Origin of the sequence: Persicimonas caeni (assembly GCF_006517175.1) — a bacterium.
In the GTDB taxonomy this organism is placed as follows: domain Bacteria; phylum Myxococcota_A; class Bradymonadia; order Bradymonadales; family Bradymonadaceae; genus Persicimonas; species Persicimonas caeni.
On record NZ_CP041186.1, the window covers coordinates 1,016,290 to 1,034,260 of the forward strand.

Here is a 17,971-nt window from a genome sequence, read left to right on the forward strand (position 1 = left end):
TTTACAAGAGACCGCGCTGCTTGACCAGTCGCTCGAGGCGCTCGCGATTGTCGTCGAGGTCTTCGCGGCGTTTGACCGGCTGGAAACGCGACTCGTCGCCCGAGGCGGGCACCTCGACGAACGTCGTCTTCAGAAACGCGGACAGCTCTCCGGCGAGCCGCTCGAACTGGATGACGGTGTCGCCGTCGACATTCTTGTCGACCACAAACCACGTCAAATCGAAGTCATCGTCGAGCGCGTCGGCGTTGAACATGAACGTGTTGGTGTTCAACAGCTGCAGGTCCTCTTTGAGCGAAGCATCCGGCAGACGGAAGTGCTCGACGACCTGCGGCTCTCCGTCGACGCGCGCCACGAAGCCGCCGACCTGGCCGGGCTTCTTCTGGACGGCCTCGACGGTCATCTGCGCGCCATTGTTGGCCGCGTCGACGTGCATGCCCACCACCAGCGGATCGATCGTGGCCAGGACGTTGTCGACGTTGGACATCAGCAGGTATTTGCCTCCGTCCTCGCGGAACTTCTGCAGCGCGCTGCGCCCCACGGCCGACGGCAGGTCGCCGTGTCCGGGTGCATAGAACGAGACGTCGTCGCCCTCGCGGAAGAGCTCACCTTCCGGCGTGAGGCGAATGCTGACGTTCTGGTTGAACTGAATGAGCTGATTGTCGTCGAGCCCGAAATAATCGTGCTCGGCGAGGTGCTCGTCGGTCTTGTCGTCGGTCGCGAAGCTGTTCATCAACAGCATCTTGGTGCCGCCGCCGTGCCGGCGAACGTCGAGCGCCTTGAGCCCTAAGAACGACAGGTCGTCGAAGACGTTGACGCAGCCTTTGACCACACCACCAAAGCGCGTCGCCATGCCGCCGTTGAGCACGACGATTCCAACCTCGCCGTTGTCGATCGCCTCTTGGCCCAGCGCGATAAACTCCCGAGCTTGTTCGGAGTCACGGTCCGGAAGCACGCGGACGTCGTCGTCCGCAGGCACTTCCACCGTCTTGTCGAGACGGTTGCCTTCGCCGCTCAACTCACCGGCCAAATAGGCGCGACGCAACTCGAGAAACTCGTCCGCGTCGAAATGATTGCGCTCCAAGACCTGACGCTGTTCGTCCGAGATCTGCTCCCACAGCTCCTCTGCCGACATTTGTTGCTCAGTCATATTCTCTTCCAAGTGTTCAAAATTGTGTGACATCCAGTCGTAGTCGAACGACGTGAAGATGCCGTGATGCTCTTGTGAAAGTCGCGCAGCAAACTATTCACGAGTCGCCCCGTGTCACGCCGCGCGCCCTGATCGTCTCGGATGGTTTGGGATAGAACGACGGAAGGAACAGTGCAAGCTGCTTCCCGTTTGCTCGGAGCTACTCACGCACCGATAGCGTGTAGGAAGCCGCCTTGGAAGCGCTCACGCTCACGTAGTAGATCCCCGGGGCCAGCGATGCGCTCAAACTCGCCTTCGAACCTGATTGCGAGGACGCGGCGAGTTCGCGGCCGGTCGCGCTGGTCAGCACCACACGACCGCCCACCTCGGCCTTGGAGAATTCGACCGTGAGGCTGACTCGCGCCTTCTCTGTGAGCTTGAAATAGGACCAGTCGACCCGATCGGCCGGGGGCTTTAGGGAATCGGACTGATTCGAGGGGAAGCCAATCTTTCGGGCTTGCATGCGACTGGCATCGGAGTCGCGACTCTTGGCGTCGAGGTCTGCCGGGAGCATGCCCAGAGTACCAATGAGAGCGACCAGCGCGAGGACACATATCTCGTGCGAGTAGAATGCTCGTCGAAAAAATGCCCGCATCGTTGGCCTCGTCGCTGATTGTCCGTACCGACTCACTACAGATGAGACGTCCCGCGGGACGCCATCATTCAATGGCAGTATAGCGAGAGTCGAGACGTGATACGAGCGAAAGACCTATTTATTCCTACTGAGCAACCTCGGGGATGGCCTTGGGATGAGCATCGACGCCGACGGCCTCCCGAATATTCGCCCAACCGTTCTCTTTGCACGCACGCTCGAGGCCGCGGTTGATGCGTCGAATCGCGCTGGGACCTTCGTAGATAAAGCCGGTCCAAACCTGGACCAGGCTCGCCCCTGCACGAATCGTCTCGAGGGCGTCCTCGGCGGTAAAGATGCCGCCAACTCCGATGATCGGCAGTCGACCTTCGGTCAGCGTGTAGATGCGGCGGATCAGCTCGACCGAGCGCTGCCGAACGGGTCGACCGGACACACCGCCGGGGCCGAGTTCGTCTTGACCCGGCGTGTGCAAATCGTCGCGCTCGATGGTCGTATTCGTCGCGATGATGCCGTCGATATCACACGCGTCGATCACCTCGAGGATGTCGTCGAGTTGTCCGTCGGTGATGTCGGGCGCAATCTTGAGCAAGATCGGGCGGCGCGCCACGCTCTTTTGGGCGGCCATCTCGGCGTTGATTCGCTGCAGGTGGGCCAACAATTCGGTCAGCGGCTCTTTGTTCTGTAGCTCGCGCAGCCCCGGGGTGTTGGGGGAGCTGACGTTGACGACGAAGTACCGCGCGAAGTCGAAGAGCCTGCGAAAGCTCTTTTCGTAATCGGCAGGAGCTTCATCGAGCGGCACCACCTTGGTCTTGCCGATATTGACGCCCAGGAGCGGCTCGATGCGCTTTTTGGCGAGCCTAGCAGCCACCACCGAGCTTCCGTGGTTGTTGAAGCCCATGCGATTGAGCAACCCGCGGTCCTCGGGGAGTCGAAACATGCGAGGGCGCTCGTTGCCGACCTGCCCTTCCCCGGTGACCGTGCCGATTTCGACATAGCCAAAGCCCAATGAGGCCAGCTCGTTGAAGTGCTCGGCGTTTTTGTCGAAGCCGGCGGCCAAGCCCACGGGATTGTCGAACTCGAGCCCCCACATCGTCTGCTCGAGTGAAGAGGTGTGCACACAACACCACCGCTTGACGATAGCGCGCACAAACGACAACCCCAGCGCCACGCGCAACCACTTCATCACAAAATGGTGCACCGACTCGGGGTCGAATCGAAAGAGAATGGGACGAACGACTTTTTTATAGAGCACGGCAGTTCAGATCATCGACCGCGCTAACGCCGACACGGTGAGCAGACACCTCGAAGCCAGACCGTGGCGGTCTCGACGACAAATTCGGTGTCATCCGCGTGTAGCGTGCGCGAGGTCGTGATCAGCTGTTGGAGGGAGTCCGACTCGAGCTGCACGTCGAAAATCTCGCCGCAGTGGTCACACACGGCGTGGTGGTGGGGCTCGACGGTCGGATCGAAATAGGTCTGCCCGTCGTGGGCATTGATGCGTGCGACGATGCCGACATCCTCGAAGAGCTCGAGCGTGTTGTAGACGGTCGCCAGCGACAGGCTGGGCACCGTGTCTTCCAGACGCCCAAAAATCTGCTGGGGCGTCATATGCTCGGGCTCCCCGTCAAACAGTTCCAGGATCGCTTTGCGCTGCGGCGTGAGCCGATAACCAGCGCTCTTCAGCCGCGAGAGGCCCGCGTCGAGCGCGCCGCCACTCATCTGCTCGGCGGTGCTCGACGCGGTCGCTACGGTTGTATCGGTATCACCCATGACTCTGCCCTCAGATGGGCTCGTAATCGAACGCGGACTGCTTGTGGTCGGTGCCGTCGTAGGACAGCAACACGCCCTTGTCGTCGGAGATCGTCTCGATGTTGACCGGCCGCTTCCAGACTCGCTGCAACGCCTCGAGCACCCCTTGGGCGTAGTCGAGACGAAGCGGCGTGCCGTCGAACTTGTGGTGGAGCAGAAGCTCACCGCGGTTCTTGAAGTTGCCGTCCTTCACGTAAATGAAGGGTTGGCCAAAGTTTGTCAACTGAGTCAACAACTTCTCTTTGATCTTCTTGAACTCGCGGCTCTCGATCTCCCAGTTGCCCGTCTTTCGGTTGTAGCCGAAGGTGAACATCTTGTTCTCGCGGGCGAACTCCTCGGTCATGAACTCGTCGATGAAGGTCACATCGTTGTAGAGCTTGCGAACCTCGAAGATCTTTTTGCGCCCGAGGCCGAGCTGCTTGTCCCAGTTGGACTTGCGCTCCAAATCGTCGACCTCGTCCCACTCTTTGCCGAACTTGCCTTTGTTCCAGCGCTCCTCGATGTCGCGGTACAGCGCCACGCCCAGCTTGTAGGGGTTGAGCTGGCCCTGGCCGCTGAACATGACCTTGGAGTTGATGTCGGCAAAGTCGATGATCTCGGCGTCGGTCAACACCCGCTCGGTCAAGATCTTGGAGTGCCAGTAACTTGCCCAGCCCTCGTTCATGATCTTGGTCTGGCCCTGCGGGGCGAAGTAGTACGCCTCTTCGCGGATGATCGACAAGATGTCGGCCTCCCAACCCTCCAGCGGCGCGTGCTCGAGCAAAAAGAGCATCACGTCCTTTTCGGGATCGGGCGGGAACTTCTTGAGCCGCTCGGCCTCCTCTTGGAGCTTGCGCTTCTGCTCTTCGATGTAGTCCTGCGGGTTGATGTACTCATCCATGTAGTCCTTGGCCTTGAACTTGGGGATCTCCCGCGCTCTCGGCTCGTCATCATGGTCGCGCTCCTTTTTGCGGCGACGCTCGATGAACGGACTGTAGTAATCGATGAGGTTATCCAGCGACAGGCAGGTGTCGATGAAGTCCTCGACCTTCTCGATGCCGCGCCGGTCGACGTAGCGGCGAATCCGCGCGCCGTGGTTGGCCATCTCGTCGACCATCTTTCGATTGGTCTTCGAGAAGTAGTAGTTGTTCTTGAAGAAGTCGACGTGGGCGTACACGTGGGCGATGACCGTCTTCTGGTCGACTAGGTTGTTGCCCTCGAGCAGATAGGCGTACGAGGGGTCGTTGTTGATGACCATCTCGTAGATCTTCGACAGGCCGTACTCCGAGCTCTTGGAGAGCTGCTCGTACTCCATGCCGAAGCGCCAGTGCGGATAGCGCGTGGGGAAACCGCCGTAGGCGGCGATTTCGTTCATCTGCTTGTAGTCGACCATCTCGAAGATCGTCTCGAAGAAATCGAGCCCGTACTCCTCTTTGGCGACCTCGCGGATCTCCTGGATGATGTCACGCAGGTGCAGCGGGATTGTCTTGACGGTACGCATATGCTTAGAGGCCCTTGCCCAAAAATTCTTTGATCGAGTCGTAGATCGCGTCGCGGTTCTTGATCTCCGAGAGCGTGACTCGCTCGGTGCCTTCAAAATGCTCGTCGAGGTCCTTGATGAACTGCCCGGAGCCGTAGGGTGACTCGACCTGGCCGTAGCAGAACATGTTCGCCCGAGGAAGCACGCCCTCGTTGAGGATCTTCATACACTCGGCGGTGTCATCGACCGACCAGTTGTCGCCGTCGGAGAAGTGGAACGGGTAGACGTTCCATTCCTCGGCCGGATAGTCCTTCTCGAGGATCTTCATGCACAGCTTGTAGGCGCTCGAGATCATCGTGCCGCCCGACTCCCGGGTGTGGAAGAAGGTGTGGCGGTCGACCTCTTTGGCCGTGGCGTCGTGGATGATGTAGCGGCTCTCGATGCCTTTGTACTGGCTTCTGAGCCACGTATCGATCCAGAACGACTCGATGCGCACGATCTCTTTTTGCTCGTCGCCCATCGAGCCGGAGACGTCCATCATGTACAGAATGACGGCATTCGACTCGGGAAGCTCGGTGACCTTCCAAGAGCGATAGCGCACGTCCTCTTTGGTCGGCAGAATGACCGGGTTGTCCGGGTCGTAGTCGCCCAGCGCCATCTGGCGCTTCAACGCTTCCTTGTAGGTCTCTTTGAAGTGGCGAAGGCTCTCAGGACCGGTGCGTCGCAGGCCGCTGTACTTCTCGCGGATCGTCTCGATGCGCTTTTTGCCGCGCGGCTCGATGTTGGGAAGCTCGAGCTCCTCGCCCATGATCTCGGCGAGTTCGTCCAACGGGACATCGACTTCGATGCCGTGCTCGCCCTCTTCGCTGCCGGCCTCGCCGCCCTGGCCCGGGGCCTGATCGCCCTGGCCGATGACGTCACCCGGCTCGCCCTCGCCCTGGCCGACGCCGCCGGTATTCTTATCGCCGTAGCGAAACCGGGGGATGTCGATGCGCGGGATGGGCACCTTGACCACGTCTTTGCCCTGCTTGCCCGTCAGCTCGCCCTGGCTCATGTATTTGCGCAGGTTGCGCTTGATCTTGCCACGCACGATCTGCTTGAAACGGCGGTGGTCCTGCTTGATTTTATTCAGTTCAGTCATACGCCTTTCAGGCCTCAAACCAGATATGACACGGCGCAGCGCGCAATGAGAGTCGCGCTGCGCCGGCGTCGGAAACTACCTCACCTCAGTCTTCCTTTTTGGAATCACCGCGGGCGAAGATGCTGGCCACGAAGTTGAGAACGTCGGTGGCCGACTCCTCGTTGTAGCCGTAGTGCTTGATGAGCCGCTGCTTGACGATGTCGATCTTCTCCTGGGTCTCTTTGTCGACCACGTTGGAGACGACGCTCGCCAGCTTGATCGAGTCCTTCTGGTCCTCGAACAACTTGAGCTCGAGAGCTTTGTGCAGCCGCTCGTTGGTGTCGAACTGGAACTGGTTGCCCTCGATGGCCAGCGCACCGATGTAGTTCATGATCTCGCGGCGGAAGTCGTCCTTGCGACTCTCCGGGATATCAATCTTCTCCTCGATGGAGCGCATCAGCCGCTCGTCGGGCTCCTCGTACTGTCCGGTGTACTTGTTACGCACCTTCTCTTTCTGGGTGTACGCCTTGACGTTGTCGATGTAGTTGGCGCACAGCTTGCTGATGGCCTCTTCGTCGGCCGAGATGGCACGCTGGACCTCGTTTTTGACGATGTCCTCGTACTCCTGCTTGACCACGCCCAGAAGCTCTCGGTAGCGGTTGCGCTCCTCTTCGGAGTTGATCAGACCGTGGTTCTTCAAGCCGCCTTCGAGCTCGTTGAGCACCAGGAAGGGGTTGATGGAGCTGTCGGTCTTGTCGGTGACCAGCGCGTTGGACAGCTTGTCCTGGATATAACGCGGGCTGATGCCCTCCAGACCTTCGCGCTCGGTCTCCTTGCGCAGCTCTTTGACGTTGTCCTGGGTGTAGCCCGTGAGCGTCTTTCCGTCGTAGAGCTTCAGCTTCTGCAGAAGCGTGAGATCGTGCTTTTTCGGATCTTCGAGACGCGTCAGAACACCCCACATGGCCGCCATTTCGATGGTGTGCGGCGCGATGTGCTTGCCCTTGACCTTCTCGTTGTTGAAGTCCTTTTTGTAGATCTTGATCTCTTCGGAGTACTTGGTGATGTACGGGATGTCGATCTTGACCGTACGGTCGCGAAGCGCCTCCATGTACTCGTTGTTCAGAAGCTTGCGGTACTCCGGCTCGTTGGTGTGGCCGATGATCACTTCGTCGATGTCGGTCTGCGCGAACTTCTTGGGCTTGATCTTACGCTCCTGCGTAGCGCCCAGAAGGTCGTACAGGAAGGCAACGTCGAGCTTGAGAATCTCGACAAACTCGATGAGGCCTCGGTTGGCGACACAGAACTCACCGTCGAAGTTGAACGCGCGCGGGTCGGAATCCGAGCCGTAGACCGCGATCTTGCGGTAGTTGATGTCACCGGTCAGTTCGGTCGAGTCCTGGTTCTTCTCGTCCTTGGGCTGGAAGGTACCCACGCCCACACGGTCCTTCTCGCTGAACAGAAGGCGGCGCACTTTGACGTGCTCCATGACGCGCGTCCAGTCGCCGCTGTAGTGCTTCATCAGCTCTTTGAAGATGAAGCGGCTGGCCGGGTTGAGCTCGCCGTCGATACGGATCGGATAGCGATTGCCCTCCAGGCCCATCTCTTCGATGGCCTTGTCGCGCCACTCGACCGGGATGAGCTTGAGCGGCTCATCGTTCATCGGGTCGGCCATCTCTTCTTGGCCGCCGGTCAGGTGCTGCAGCTCCTCGGGCATGGTCCACGAGAACGTGAAAACTCTGCCGGAATCGCTGCGCGCATACTCTTCGAGGCCGCGCTTGAGCAGGCGTACGATCGTCGACTTGGAGCTTCCGACCGGACCGTGCAGCAGGATGATACGCTTCTCGGTGCCATACTCGTTGGCCGCCGACTTGAAGACGTTGACCAGCCGCATCAGGGGAATGTCCAGCCCGTAGATCGCGTCGTGGCCGCCGTTGATCGGGTCCTCGAAGAACTTGTACTTGACGATCTTTTTCTTGTTGTCGATGTACTCTTCGGTCCCATACGACAGGACCATATCGTACAGGCGCTGGTAGGCGGTCCGCACGATATTGGGATCTTCGCGCACCTCATCGAGATAGTCCTCGAAGCTGCCCTCCCAATGGAGGTGCTGGTACTCCTCGATGTTTTGGTGGCTTCCAATTTTGTGAAGCAGGCTCTGTTTCGGGCTCATAAAACGTCTCTCCTAACACCTTCCGCTGGCGGAACGTTCACCGATATGTATCAGTCTCGTCCGTTGACGAAGCTTATTTGATCGATCGCGATATCAATTCGTACTTGTCTCGGTTTTGTAGCAGCGACATGTAGCATCTGGTGGTATCCTAAGAAAGCACTTGGGGTCCGTCCAGCGTGCACGTCGCGTCCTCTTCATCTTAGGGCAGGACGCGGCCACAAGGAAATTTTCCCACGGCCACGACCCGACCGCCTCCTCGTCAGGTCTAACGCCCACGATAGAGGCATTCATTCCGGAGATATGATAGGGCGGCTTGAACGTGTGCACTCCCCGAACAGAGTCAACTGGCGCCGGGTCGGGCTGTCGGTCACTGATACTGCCGCCTGCCCCGATCATGTTACGTAAAGACTGCACAGAAGTGAACCAGTCTTACGTCAAATAAGAGCCCGTCCACCGACGCGATTATTCCGCCTGCCATGGCCACAGAAATCCCCTTTATTCTCGACACGTTATACGCACACCACGGTCGCATGGAGTACGAGGGCCCCGACGACCTTCTCGGGGTGTTGGTGCGCACCATCTTGAGCCAGCAGACCACGCGCCACAACTGCACGCGTGCCTTCGACAACCTCATCGACACCTATTATGGCGACTGGGCGCGCATTCAGAGAGCCCCTCTCGAGGACATCGAGGAGGTTATCGCCGTGGCCGGACTCGCCGGCCAAAAGGCGCGGCGCATTCAAGCCGCGCTGCAGCGGCTCGACGAAGAGCGCGGCGAGCATTCGCTCGAGTTTCTGCGCCAGATGCCGGTCGACGAGGCTCGGGACTACCTCACCTCATTCAAGGGAGTGGGGCCCAAAACCGCCGCCTTTACGCTGATGTACGCAGCCGGAATGTCTGCGTTTCCGATGGACACTCATATCCTGCGCATCGCCAAGCGGCTGGGATGGATCGACGAGTCGACCTCGAGCGGCCAAGCGCACCGACTCATGGAAGAGCGTATCCCCGCTGAAGAGCACTACTCGGCGCACATGGTCTTGGTGCGCCACGGACGCGCCATTTGCCACGCCCGCAACCCCGACTGCCACGCTTGTCCAATCCGAGCGCAGTGCCCCAGCGCGCAGTCGGCGTAAGCGATCACTCGTGGTCTTCCTTGCGCTGGGTCAACTCGAAGAGCACGCCGCCGGTATCTTTGGGGTGCATGAAGGTGATGAGCTTTCCGTGGGCCCCGTCGAGCGGTTCATCGCTGAGCAGCCGAATCTGGTGCTCGGTCATGCGCGCCCGTGCCCCTTCGATGTCGTCGGTGCCGGCGGCGATGTGGTGAATACCTTCGCCGTACTTGTCCAAAAAGCGCGCCACCGGACCGGTGTCGTCCAGCGGCTCCAAGAGTTCGAGCATCGACTCGCCGAGCCGAAAGAACGCCACTTTGACGCCCTGCTCTTCGACGACATCGGTACCTTCGAACTCGAGGCCGAGCGCGTCACGGTAAAGCCCCATCTTCTCGTCGATAGAGCGAACGGCGATACCAATATGGTCGATTTTGTTGAGCATGGTCCGTGAGGGTTTAGAGGTCTAGGGTTGACAGTCTGGATACGAGGTTTTGAGGTAATTACCGCAGGGTGGGCCCGGCTGGCCAGCTTGACACTGAAAAAATCACCATGCTACTCCACCCAATCCAAACTAGTGCACGGATCTCGCACGAATTACGCGGTGAATCAATTCTTGGACGGGCGCAAATCTTGGACGCCTTCGAACGGATTTTGAATGGATAGCTCACTGATATTCCGCTCGCTACTCACTGCGCTTCTGGTGTGCGCCGGTACCTCCTCCGCTCTGGCCCAACAGGCGCCTGGCGACGAGCCTGCCGCCGAGGAGCAGCCTGAAGAGGAGGCTGACGCTCCCAGCGACGAGCAGGCCCAGCCGGCCGAGGCAGATGAGCCGGAGCAAGAAGAGGCCGACCAGGCTGCCGAGCAACAGGAGCAAGAGCAGCCTGCTGCTCCCGACACAGGCGAGCAGGCCCAGCCCGCGGGCGAAGGCGAAGCTGACGAAGACGAAACCGGCGAGCAGGAGGACGCTGCGCCCGAGGCAGCCGAGCCGCCGCCGGCTCAGCCCGTTCAGCCCGCCGAACAGCCGCAGCAGATCGAGGCTCCCGAGCCCTCCGAGGACGCTCAAGAGAGCCCCATCTCCGATCTGGCCAATGGCGATGCTGACGAAGAGTTCGTCCCCCTCGAGGATATCGAGGAAGGCGTGCTCGAGAGCATCACCCCGGCCGAAGTCTACCCCTACGTCGACTGGAACGGATATTTCCGGCTGCGCAGCGAGGTCAATGTCGGCTTCGATCTCGACACAGGCGGGACCTCGGCGGTGCCGCCCCCCGTCGACGAATTCGTCAGCCCGAATCCGGAGACCACCGACCCGGTCGAAGAGGAAGCAGACACCCTCTGGACGACCGATATGCGGCTTCGCCTCGAGCCGACCATCAACATCACAGAAGCGCTTCGGCTGCATATCGAAGCCGACATCTTCGACAATGTCGTGCTGGGCACTCAGTACGACAACCCCGACTTTTTCGGCGTGGCCAACGGTGTCGAGGACAGACCGCCGGTCATCCGCGTCAACGAGGCGTGGGGTGAGGTCGATGCTTTCTTCGGCACGCTCCGAGCCGGCCGCATGGACGACCCGTGGGGCCTGGGCATCTTCAGCGACAGCGGCGACTGCCTCGACTGTAGCGTCGAAAACCCGATCGACCGTGTCGCCTTCACCACCCAGATTTGGGAAGTCTACACCCGCCTGACGGTGGATTTCCCGAGCGAGGGCCTGACCACCGAGCCGCTGCTCTTCGCTGGTCAAGCCTACGACATCGGCCAAGCCGACGATGTCGACCAGTATACGATTTCGATTTTCCGAAAGCCGGTGACCCGCGAGGACCGTGAGCTGCAAGCTCACCGCCTCGAAGTCGAGAAGAAGCCGGTGTTCAACGGCGGCGTCTACTTCACCTACCGCAACCAGTCGGGCTTTTTCAGCCCGAGCACCGCGGCCGGTCAAGACGTCGGCGAGACCGAAGCCCTCGACCAGGGCTTGCTGGTCTACCGGGGCATGGAATTGTACGTGCCCGACGTATGGTTCGAGATGCTCTACAACCCCGAGCCGGATATGCTCGTGCGCCTGGCGCTCGAGGGCGTGGGCGTCTTCGGCAGCGTCGACAACTCGACCCGTGAGGCAGTTGGCGTGACGGACAACGACCAGTCGGTCAACTGCTTCGACGACGACGAACGCTCCAACAACGAGCAGGTCTGCTCCAGCCAGGGCACCGGCGCCGAGCGAGAGTCCGTCTCCAAGGACATCACCGAGTTCGGCCTCGCCCTCGAAAGTGAACTCTACTTTGGCGGCCCGGTGCGCTTTGGCCTCAACGGCGGCTTTGCCACCGGCGGTCCCGAGGCCAATTGGGGCTTTACGGTCGACAACAACGGCAACATCGTGCCCGCCAATGGCGCCGGGCTCGACTTCTACCGGTTCAACCCCAACTACCACGTCGACCTGATCTTGTTCCGCGAGGTCATCGGCACGGTCACCAACGCCTACTACGGCAACCCGTGGGCGCAGATTCGCTTTCTGGAGACGCCCAGCAGCCGCATGGAGCTGCAGTTCGACGCCATCGTCTCGGCGGCCATGGATTCGGCCGGAACGCCCAGCGCCATCATCGAAGATGGAGAGTCGGTGGAGGGCAACAGCATGCTCGGCCTCGAGCTCGACGCGGCCACCCGCTACATCGAGACCGACCACTTCCGCGCCGAAATTGAAGGCGGCATCCTCTTTCCGTTCTCGGGTCTCGGTGCCCGCACCGGCGGACGCCGTCTCGTTCCCGTGGGAGACGATCCTGTCGACATTGGCGCCAATGTCGATCCGAGCATCGCTTGGACGGTCCAAGGGAACCTCTTCTGGACGTTTTGAGCCGTGAATGACAATTCTGCCGTCGCCATCGCACGCGCGCTCAGCTTGGCCGGACTGCTCTTCGGCCTGGCCGGCTGCGCGGCGCTGCGAGCGCCGGCAGAATTCACCCCCGCCAAGGCCCCCTCCGCGGCCGCCCTCCCCTTGCACATCGAGCCCGTCGAAGGTCGTCCGAATGGCCTGGTGTTGCGGTTCACCTGCGCTTGCGAACTCCCCGATGATGGCTGGCTCCAACTGCTCCGCGCCCGGGGCGACGAGACTCCGCAACTCTTCCGAAATATTCGATTCAATGCTCGCCTTCGCGACCGACTGACCGGCGCTGGGCTCGAGCTTTTGGACCGCTCGATCGACACCCAACCGACGCACTATCAACTGCGGGTGCGCGCCGCGCACGACGACGCGCCCGGGCAGACACTCCAAGTCTCTGCTCCGCTGGTCGTTCGATGGCGCACGCCCCCTGCTCGACCTGCAGAGCTGCAGGCCCATAGTCATATCGCCGGGACCGTCGAGCTGCGCTGGCTGGCGCCGGCAGACACCGGTGCGCTGATTTTTCGGCGCAATGTCCTCGACTCCAGCGCGCGCTGGGAGCGTCTGGCGCGTGTCGGCCCCTCGGCGCAGGGTGTCTTCGTCGACCGTCAGGTCGAGCCCGCCGGCGTTTATGCCTATCGAGTCGCTCTGGCCATCGACACCACTAGCACTGTACAGTTTGGTCGTCCGTCGGAGGAACTCTACGTGACCGTCCACACGGCCCCCGTGGTGGATGCCCCCTCCGATGAGGCTCGACAAACGCCGTCTGGTAGCTAGCTTGGGGCGTTGATAGCCCCCTAGCGCGGATATTCTCTTTCGACAGGCAACCGACCGTGCCAAGAAATCTTACGAGCGTCGCGAGCAAGTCGATGGCAAAGCTTCGCAAGAACTACGAGGAGATCTACCAGTCTCTGAGCCGGGTGGAATTGCAAAAGGGGATGCGCAGCCTCGACCAGCTCGATCTCGGTGATCTATTCGACTACGATACCGACTTGTGGCTGGGCTTTTACACTGAAGAGGGCATCGAGATCGCTCTGGAGCGCTACGGCGTGCTCGACGACATTCGCAAGCGTGGCTTCAAGAAGCTCGAGCTGGAGGTGCGCATGGACGACCCCGACGAGCATATGTTGCGCATTTGGAGCGCCCTTCCCAAATGTAGCGAGCCGCTGCTGGAGTTGGTCGTCTCTCGAAACGCCATGCATTTCGAGTCCGAGTTGGGCGATCAGATTGGCCAACCCTACACCCCTGTGCTGACCGTGCAGTGGTTGCTAATGCAAAACCCAACCGAAACCTTTGCCGCCGACCGCCTGCCTCTTCCCGGGCAAAACTACCCTGGCCTGGGGGTCGGCGAGCAGGTGATGGAGATTTTGCGCAACGCCTGTCGGCGCCTGAACCTCGGCGGCCTGGTCACCATCCCCGCGCACTTTCACAACGCGGCGATGTACGGGGTGACGTTTCACTATATCAATCCCGACGCCGAAGCCACACTGCGTGCCCTCGAGCGGGACGTGCTCCGACGACTCGACGGCTCGCTTGCCAAGGCGAGCTGGGCGGTCGAGTGGAAGATGCTCGTCGATCGCAACAGCGAGCACGCCGAGCCCTTCGAGTGGTTTCACGAAGCGATGCTCTTTCCGATCAGCGAACCGCTCACTGACTACTTCAAAGGCGGCGCCTATCGAAACGAGGTCAAGCAGCGTCTCAAGGCTCAACAATTCGAGCTCTTTGAAGATGCGCTGCGACGTAATATGGCAGCCCGCGGTATGGAGCCGTTCGATCGGGCCCGCGTCGATGCGTGGCTCGAAGAGATCTTTCAGTAGTCCTCAGGAGAATTGTCGATGCAGTCCCTTACGACCGCATGCACCGTTCTACGCGTTCTGCTCATCAGCGCGCTGCTGGCCACGCCCGTCGCCGGCATCGCACAAGAGCAGCCAAATACACAAACCGCCCAAGGCGGACAAAAGACCGAGCGCGCCCGAGCACCGGCGGTGCACTCGGCGCGTGGGATCGTGGCCACCGACCACCCTCAGGCTTCGGCGGTGGGCGCGCGCATCTTGGCCAACGGTGGAAACGCCGCCGATGCGGGCGCTGCTGCGCTCTTGGCCAACGGCGTGCTCAATCCGTTCGCCTCCGGCCTCGGTGGCGGAGGGTTCTGTCTGTACCGCCCTGAAGACACGGGCAAAGTTCACGTGATCGACTTTCGGGAGAAAGCCCCCAAGAAGGCCACGCGCGACATGTTCGTGGTCGACGGGGAACCGGTGCGCGAAATGCAACTTCGCGGCGGCAAGGCGTCGGGGATTCCCGGCGAACCTGCAGGCCTCTGGGCGCTGCAAAACCGCTTTGGCTCTCTCGAGTGGAGTCAGGTGGTCGATCCCGCCTACAAGCTCGCCAACGACGGATTTTCCGTCGGCGGACTGCTCGAAAAACGCCTGGACTCGAAAGCTGACGACCTCGAAAAACATCCCAAACTCGCCGCGCTCTTCAAACAAGACGGCGAGTGGGTCGACGAGGGCGACACACTCACCCGCCCGGGTTTGGCTAAGACCCTGAAATTATATCGAGATGAAGGACCGATCGTCTTCTACCACGGCAAGATCGGCGAGGCGATTGTCGAAGACGTCAATGAGGCGGGCGGCATCTTCAGCAGCGCCGACCTGACCAGCTACAGTGTCGTCAACCGCGAGCCGATCACCGGCACGTACCGCGGCTATCAAGTCTTCAGCATGCCGCCGCCCTCCTCGGGCGGAACTACGCTGGTTGAAACCCTCAACATCTTAGAGGGTTTCGAACTCTCCGAAGACGAGCGCGACGCCAAATCGCTGCACTTGGTCATCGAGTCGCTCAAGCACGCGTTCGCCGACCGTGCGCGCTGGTTGGGCGACACCGACTTCGTCGACGTGCCCGTGGCGCGCCTGACCTCCAAGGAGTACGCCAAGGAGCTTCGCCAAAAGATCAAACTCGATGGCGTGCTCCCCTTAGAGGAGTACGGCAGCCACCGGCAAGTTCCCGACGACAGTGGCACCACGCACGTCAGCGTGATCGACGAGGCGGGCAACATGCTCGCGTGCACCTCGACGATTAACACCAGCTTCGGCTCCATGGTCTTGGTCGACGAGTACGGCCTGATTATGAACAACGAGATGGGTGACTTCACCGCCATGCCTGGCAAGCCGAACAACTACGGGCTGATCGGCACGGGGCAGAATGCCGTGGCGCCCGAGAAGCGCCCGTTGAGCTCGATGAGCCCGACGCTGGTGCTGCGCGATGGCAAGCCTTACCTTGCCGCCGGAGCGAGTGGCGGCCCCACGATCATCACCGGCACCCTGCTCGGTCTGATCAACATGGTCGACTTTGGCATGACACCCGCCGAGGCGATCGCCGCCCCCAGAATTCATCATCAATGGCGCCCCGAAATGCTCTTCACCGAGCCCAGCGTCGAAGATCAGGACAGGCTCCAGGAGTTCGGTCACAAGCTCAGGCTCGGGCCGGCGTTTAACAGCGTACAGATTGTGGTACGCCATCCTGACGAGACCCTGACCGGCGTGAGTGACCCGCGCAAAATGGGCCGTCCGGCCGCCGAGCCGGCACCGACGGAGGCGCCCAACAAAGAGCCCGCCGAACCACAGGCTGAGACAACCGAGCAGTAACCCCAGGGAATCAGCGATGACCAACCTGCAAGGAGGCACCCTCGCCCTCGAGCACCGCTACGACGTGCTCGAACGCGCCGACCGTCACGGCTTTATTACGCTGTACCGAGGCCGCCAAGACCCCTTCGACAAACAGGTCTGGGTGAAAGCTTACGACGGTCTGGTCGACGTCGGCGCCGGCCTCGAGCTCTTCGATCGTCTCAAGCAAGCGTCCCAAATCTCCAGCGCGCTCGACGCTGACGGAGTGTTGCGCATCATCGACTACGGCGAGCTCGAAGGAGGCATTCCCTTCGTGATCTCCGAGCGCACCGACGCCCAGCCCCTCGCAAACCACCTGGTCGAAGAGGGAACGCTGAGCGCGGAGGCGACCTCGACCTTGTTGACTCGTCTGGCGCAGATTCTGGAGCAGGCGCACCAAAAGGGAGTCGCTCACGGGTCGATCTCACCGCGTTGGATCTTCGTCGATGGCGACCGCTACGACGAGGCAGCGTTGGGTCATTTTCAACTCGCGCTCACCGTGCGCGAGATCCTGGACACCGAAAGCGCAGTGATGACCGCCGAGGCGGTCTCCGCCTTCCCTCCCGAGATGTTCGCGCAGTCTGATACGGACGACGAGCCGCCGAGCTTCGAGCCCGTGGGTGACGTGTGGGCGATGGGAGTACTCGCCTACGTGGCGCTAGTGGGTGTGCATCCGTTTTTTGAAGACGAGGTCGATGCCAGCGAGGGGATCTTGCGTCTGAGAAATGACGCCCCTCGACCGCTTTCCGAGCTCGGAGTCGATCCGGCGATCAGCGACGTGATCGACCGAGCGCTCCAAAAGGATCCGAGCGCTCGGTTTTCGAGCGTCACCGAACTCGCCGACACCTTCGCGCATGCGGTGGGTATTGACCGGGCCCTCGAGTCGTCGGAGAAGGCAGCCCCCGAGGCTGTCGAGGAGACCTCGCAAGAGGCGCTCTCGTCACCCGTGAACGAGAACCCCGCCTCCCCGTCGCCGATTGCACGACGCTCGCTCGACGAGCCGGCTGAGCGCCCCCCAGGACCATCTGATCGCCTCATGACCCTGGTGATCGTGCTCCTCGTTTTGACCAACCTGGCTTGGCTCTTCTACGTCACTGGCTTTATGTCCGATGACACCGCGTCTCAGACTTCTCCGAATAAACCAGCGAGCACCTCTGTTGTAACGGATGGATAGAGGTTTCATACGTGCCCCGGCTTGCCGGCGGGGGGCGTCGCCGCAGGGCGCAGTGAGCCAAACGGGAAAAAGTGATTCCGTTTGCTGCCCACGGCTTGAATCCGGTCGCAGTGGAATTAGGATTCCGCAAGCCGGGTTATAAACACGGCGAGTGACCCACGGCTCGAATGACACCGGTTGAATTACACCCGGGCGCCCAAGCGCTCCTCCCGCTTGCGTGGACCCTTTTGCAGTCCTTCAAATGAGCGGTTCCTGAAAGTTTTTCGCTGCAAATCATATTTTAAATAGCTCGCGCCGATTGGAATAGCACTCGGTTTCGGAGTCGTTGAACGGGTAGCCGAATCAGGCCGATCAAATTTCTCGACAGTGCGACGAAGAAAAAGTTACAGTCTTATTGACAAATTACAGTAAAACTGAAATAACATTGACGTACTCGCTGTTTACAGGTTAAGAATGAGGACAAGTTCTGCGGCTTTTCGTGTGCGAGGTAGGTTGCATCATTTCAAGACACATTCCCTGACTCTTTCCTGAATTCCTTCCAGGAATCTCTCCAAGGATCCTTCCAGCTTACCTTGCACACGAAAGGCCACAGGATCCCCGCCGGCGCCACTCAGGCGCCGGTTTTTTTTGTGCTCAGACACTATGCGCACACAGCGAGACGAGAAATGCTCATACCAGCGGAGCAAGCCCGGCGCGCAATATCCAAGCAATCGACGCGCATGGAGGCAGCGGTGAGCCGATCGTCTACAGGAGCACGATCGCGCGCCGATTACAGTATTTATAAAAATGGAATCAATTTAATTACAGTCGTACTGTAATTGCGC

Annotated in this window: 14 protein-coding genes; 6 read left to right on the top strand and 8 right to left on the bottom strand. The window is 60.5% G+C overall.

The window, feature by feature from the left end:
- Position 1: 1 nt before the first annotated feature.
- From FIV42_RS03830 to FIV42_RS03860, 7 genes are all read right to left on the bottom strand, one after another.
- Complete coding sequence (locus FIV42_RS03830) at positions 2 to 1,147, bottom strand: UTP--glucose-1-phosphate uridylyltransferase (RefSeq protein ID WP_168210386.1); 1,146 nt, start codon at positions 1,145 to 1,147, stop codon at positions 2 to 4.
- A 199-nt stretch (positions 1,148 to 1,346) separates the two neighbouring features.
- Entirely contained in the window at positions 1,347 to 1,781 is a 435-nt protein-coding gene (locus FIV42_RS03835) for a T9SS type A sorting domain-containing protein (RefSeq protein WP_141196399.1), read from the bottom strand.
- Positions 1,782 to 1,905: 124 nt separating this feature from the next.
- Positions 1,906 to 3,030: a quinone-dependent dihydroorotate dehydrogenase gene (locus FIV42_RS03840; protein ID WP_141196400.1), complete on the bottom strand. Its 1,125-nt coding sequence runs from the start codon at positions 3,028 to 3,030 to the stop codon at positions 1,906 to 1,908.
- A 23-nt stretch (positions 3,031 to 3,053) separates the two neighbouring features.
- Positions 3,054 to 3,548, bottom strand: a complete 495-nt coding sequence (locus FIV42_RS03845; protein WP_141196401.1) for a Fur family transcriptional regulator — start codon at positions 3,546 to 3,548, stop codon at positions 3,054 to 3,056.
- Positions 3,549 to 3,558: 10 nt separating this feature from the next.
- Positions 3,559 to 5,067, bottom strand: coding sequence for a SpoVR family protein (locus tag FIV42_RS03850; RefSeq protein WP_141196402.1), 1,509 nt, complete (start codon positions 5,065 to 5,067; stop codon positions 3,559 to 3,561).
- Positions 5,068 to 5,071: 4 nt separating this feature from the next.
- Complete coding sequence (locus tag FIV42_RS03855) at positions 5,072 to 6,187, bottom strand: DUF444 family protein (protein WP_141196403.1); 1,116 nt, start codon at positions 6,185 to 6,187, stop codon at positions 5,072 to 5,074.
- Between the two features lie 85 nt (positions 6,188 to 6,272).
- Positions 6,273 to 8,336, bottom strand: coding sequence for a PrkA family serine protein kinase (locus tag FIV42_RS03860; RefSeq protein ID WP_141196404.1), 2,064 nt, complete (start codon positions 8,334 to 8,336; stop codon positions 6,273 to 6,275).
- A 476-nt stretch (positions 8,337 to 8,812) separates the two neighbouring features.
- Here FIV42_RS03860 and FIV42_RS03865 point away from each other — a divergent pair, with 476 nt between their 5' ends.
- The gene (locus FIV42_RS03865; protein ID WP_141196405.1) at positions 8,813 to 9,469 is read left to right on the top strand and encodes an endonuclease III domain-containing protein; all 657 of its coding nucleotides are present in this window, start codon (positions 8,813 to 8,815) and stop codon (positions 9,467 to 9,469) included.
- 4 nt (positions 9,470 to 9,473) lie between these two features.
- Here the strand turns inward: FIV42_RS03865 and mce are convergent, their stop codons facing one another.
- Positions 9,474 to 9,887 (bottom strand): methylmalonyl-CoA epimerase, encoded by a 414-nt coding sequence (gene mce, locus FIV42_RS03870; protein ID WP_141196406.1) that lies wholly within the window; start codon positions 9,885 to 9,887, stop codon positions 9,474 to 9,476.
- Positions 9,888 to 10,100: 213 nt separating this feature from the next.
- On the opposite strand from mce, the gene FIV42_RS03875 reads away from it, so the two are divergent.
- The 5 genes from FIV42_RS03875 to FIV42_RS03895 all read left to right on the top strand — a co-directional run bounded on the left by FIV42_RS03875 (position 10,101) and on the right by FIV42_RS03895 (position 17,147).
- On the top strand, positions 10,101 to 12,287 hold the full coding sequence (locus FIV42_RS03875) for a TIGR04551 family protein (RefSeq protein WP_141196407.1): 2,187 nt from the start codon (positions 10,101 to 10,103) through the stop codon (positions 12,285 to 12,287).
- Positions 12,288 to 12,290: 3 nt separating this feature from the next.
- Positions 12,291 to 13,088, top strand: a complete 798-nt coding sequence (locus FIV42_RS03880) for a fibronectin type III domain-containing protein (protein WP_141196408.1) — start codon at positions 12,291 to 12,293, stop codon at positions 13,086 to 13,088.
- 92 nt (positions 13,089 to 13,180) lie between these two features.
- The gene (locus tag FIV42_RS03885; RefSeq protein ID WP_141196409.1) at positions 13,181 to 14,128 is read left to right on the top strand and encodes a hypothetical protein; all 948 of its coding nucleotides are present in this window, start codon (positions 13,181 to 13,183) and stop codon (positions 14,126 to 14,128) included.
- Between the two features lie 18 nt (positions 14,129 to 14,146).
- Positions 14,147 to 15,955, top strand: coding sequence for a gamma-glutamyltransferase (ggt, locus tag FIV42_RS03890; protein WP_141196410.1), 1,809 nt, complete (start codon positions 14,147 to 14,149; stop codon positions 15,953 to 15,955).
- 16 nt (positions 15,956 to 15,971) lie between these two features.
- Positions 15,972 to 17,147, top strand: coding sequence for a serine/threonine protein kinase (locus FIV42_RS03895; RefSeq protein WP_141196411.1), 1,176 nt, complete (start codon positions 15,972 to 15,974; stop codon positions 17,145 to 17,147).
- Positions 17,148 to 17,971: the final 824 nt, after the last annotated feature.

Coding starts and splice junctions, on each gene's coding strand:
- FIV42_RS03830 (WP_168210386.1), bottom strand. CDS start 1,147: ATGACTGAGCAACAAATGTCGGCAGAGGAGCTGTGGGAGCAGATCTCG.
- FIV42_RS03835 (WP_141196399.1), bottom strand. CDS start 1,781: ATGCGGGCATTTTTTCGACGAGCATTCTACTCGCACGAGATATGTGTC.
- FIV42_RS03845 (WP_141196401.1), bottom strand. CDS start 3,548: ATGGGTGATACCGATACAACCGTAGCGACCGCGTCGAGCACCGCCGAG.
- FIV42_RS03850 (WP_141196402.1), bottom strand. CDS start 5,067: ATGCGTACCGTCAAGACAATCCCGCTGCACCTGCGTGACATCATCCAG.
- FIV42_RS03855 (WP_141196403.1), bottom strand. CDS start 6,187: ATGACTGAACTGAATAAAATCAAGCAGGACCACCGCCGTTTCAAGCAG.
- FIV42_RS03860 (WP_141196404.1), bottom strand. CDS start 8,336: ATGAGCCCGAAACAGAGCCTGCTTCACAAAATTGGAAGCCACCAAAAC.
- FIV42_RS03865 (WP_141196405.1), top strand. CDS start 8,813: ATGGCCACAGAAATCCCCTTTATTCTCGACACGTTATACGCACACCAC.
- mce (WP_141196406.1), bottom strand. CDS start 9,887: ATGCTCAACAAAATCGACCATATTGGTATCGCCGTTCGCTCTATCGAC.
- FIV42_RS03875 (WP_141196407.1), top strand. CDS start 10,101: ATGGATAGCTCACTGATATTCCGCTCGCTACTCACTGCGCTTCTGGTG.
- FIV42_RS03885 (WP_141196409.1), top strand. CDS start 13,181: ATGGCAAAGCTTCGCAAGAACTACGAGGAGATCTACCAGTCTCTGAGC.
- ggt (WP_141196410.1), top strand. CDS start 14,147: ATGCAGTCCCTTACGACCGCATGCACCGTTCTACGCGTTCTGCTCATC.
- FIV42_RS03895 (WP_141196411.1), top strand. CDS start 15,972: ATGACCAACCTGCAAGGAGGCACCCTCGCCCTCGAGCACCGCTACGAC.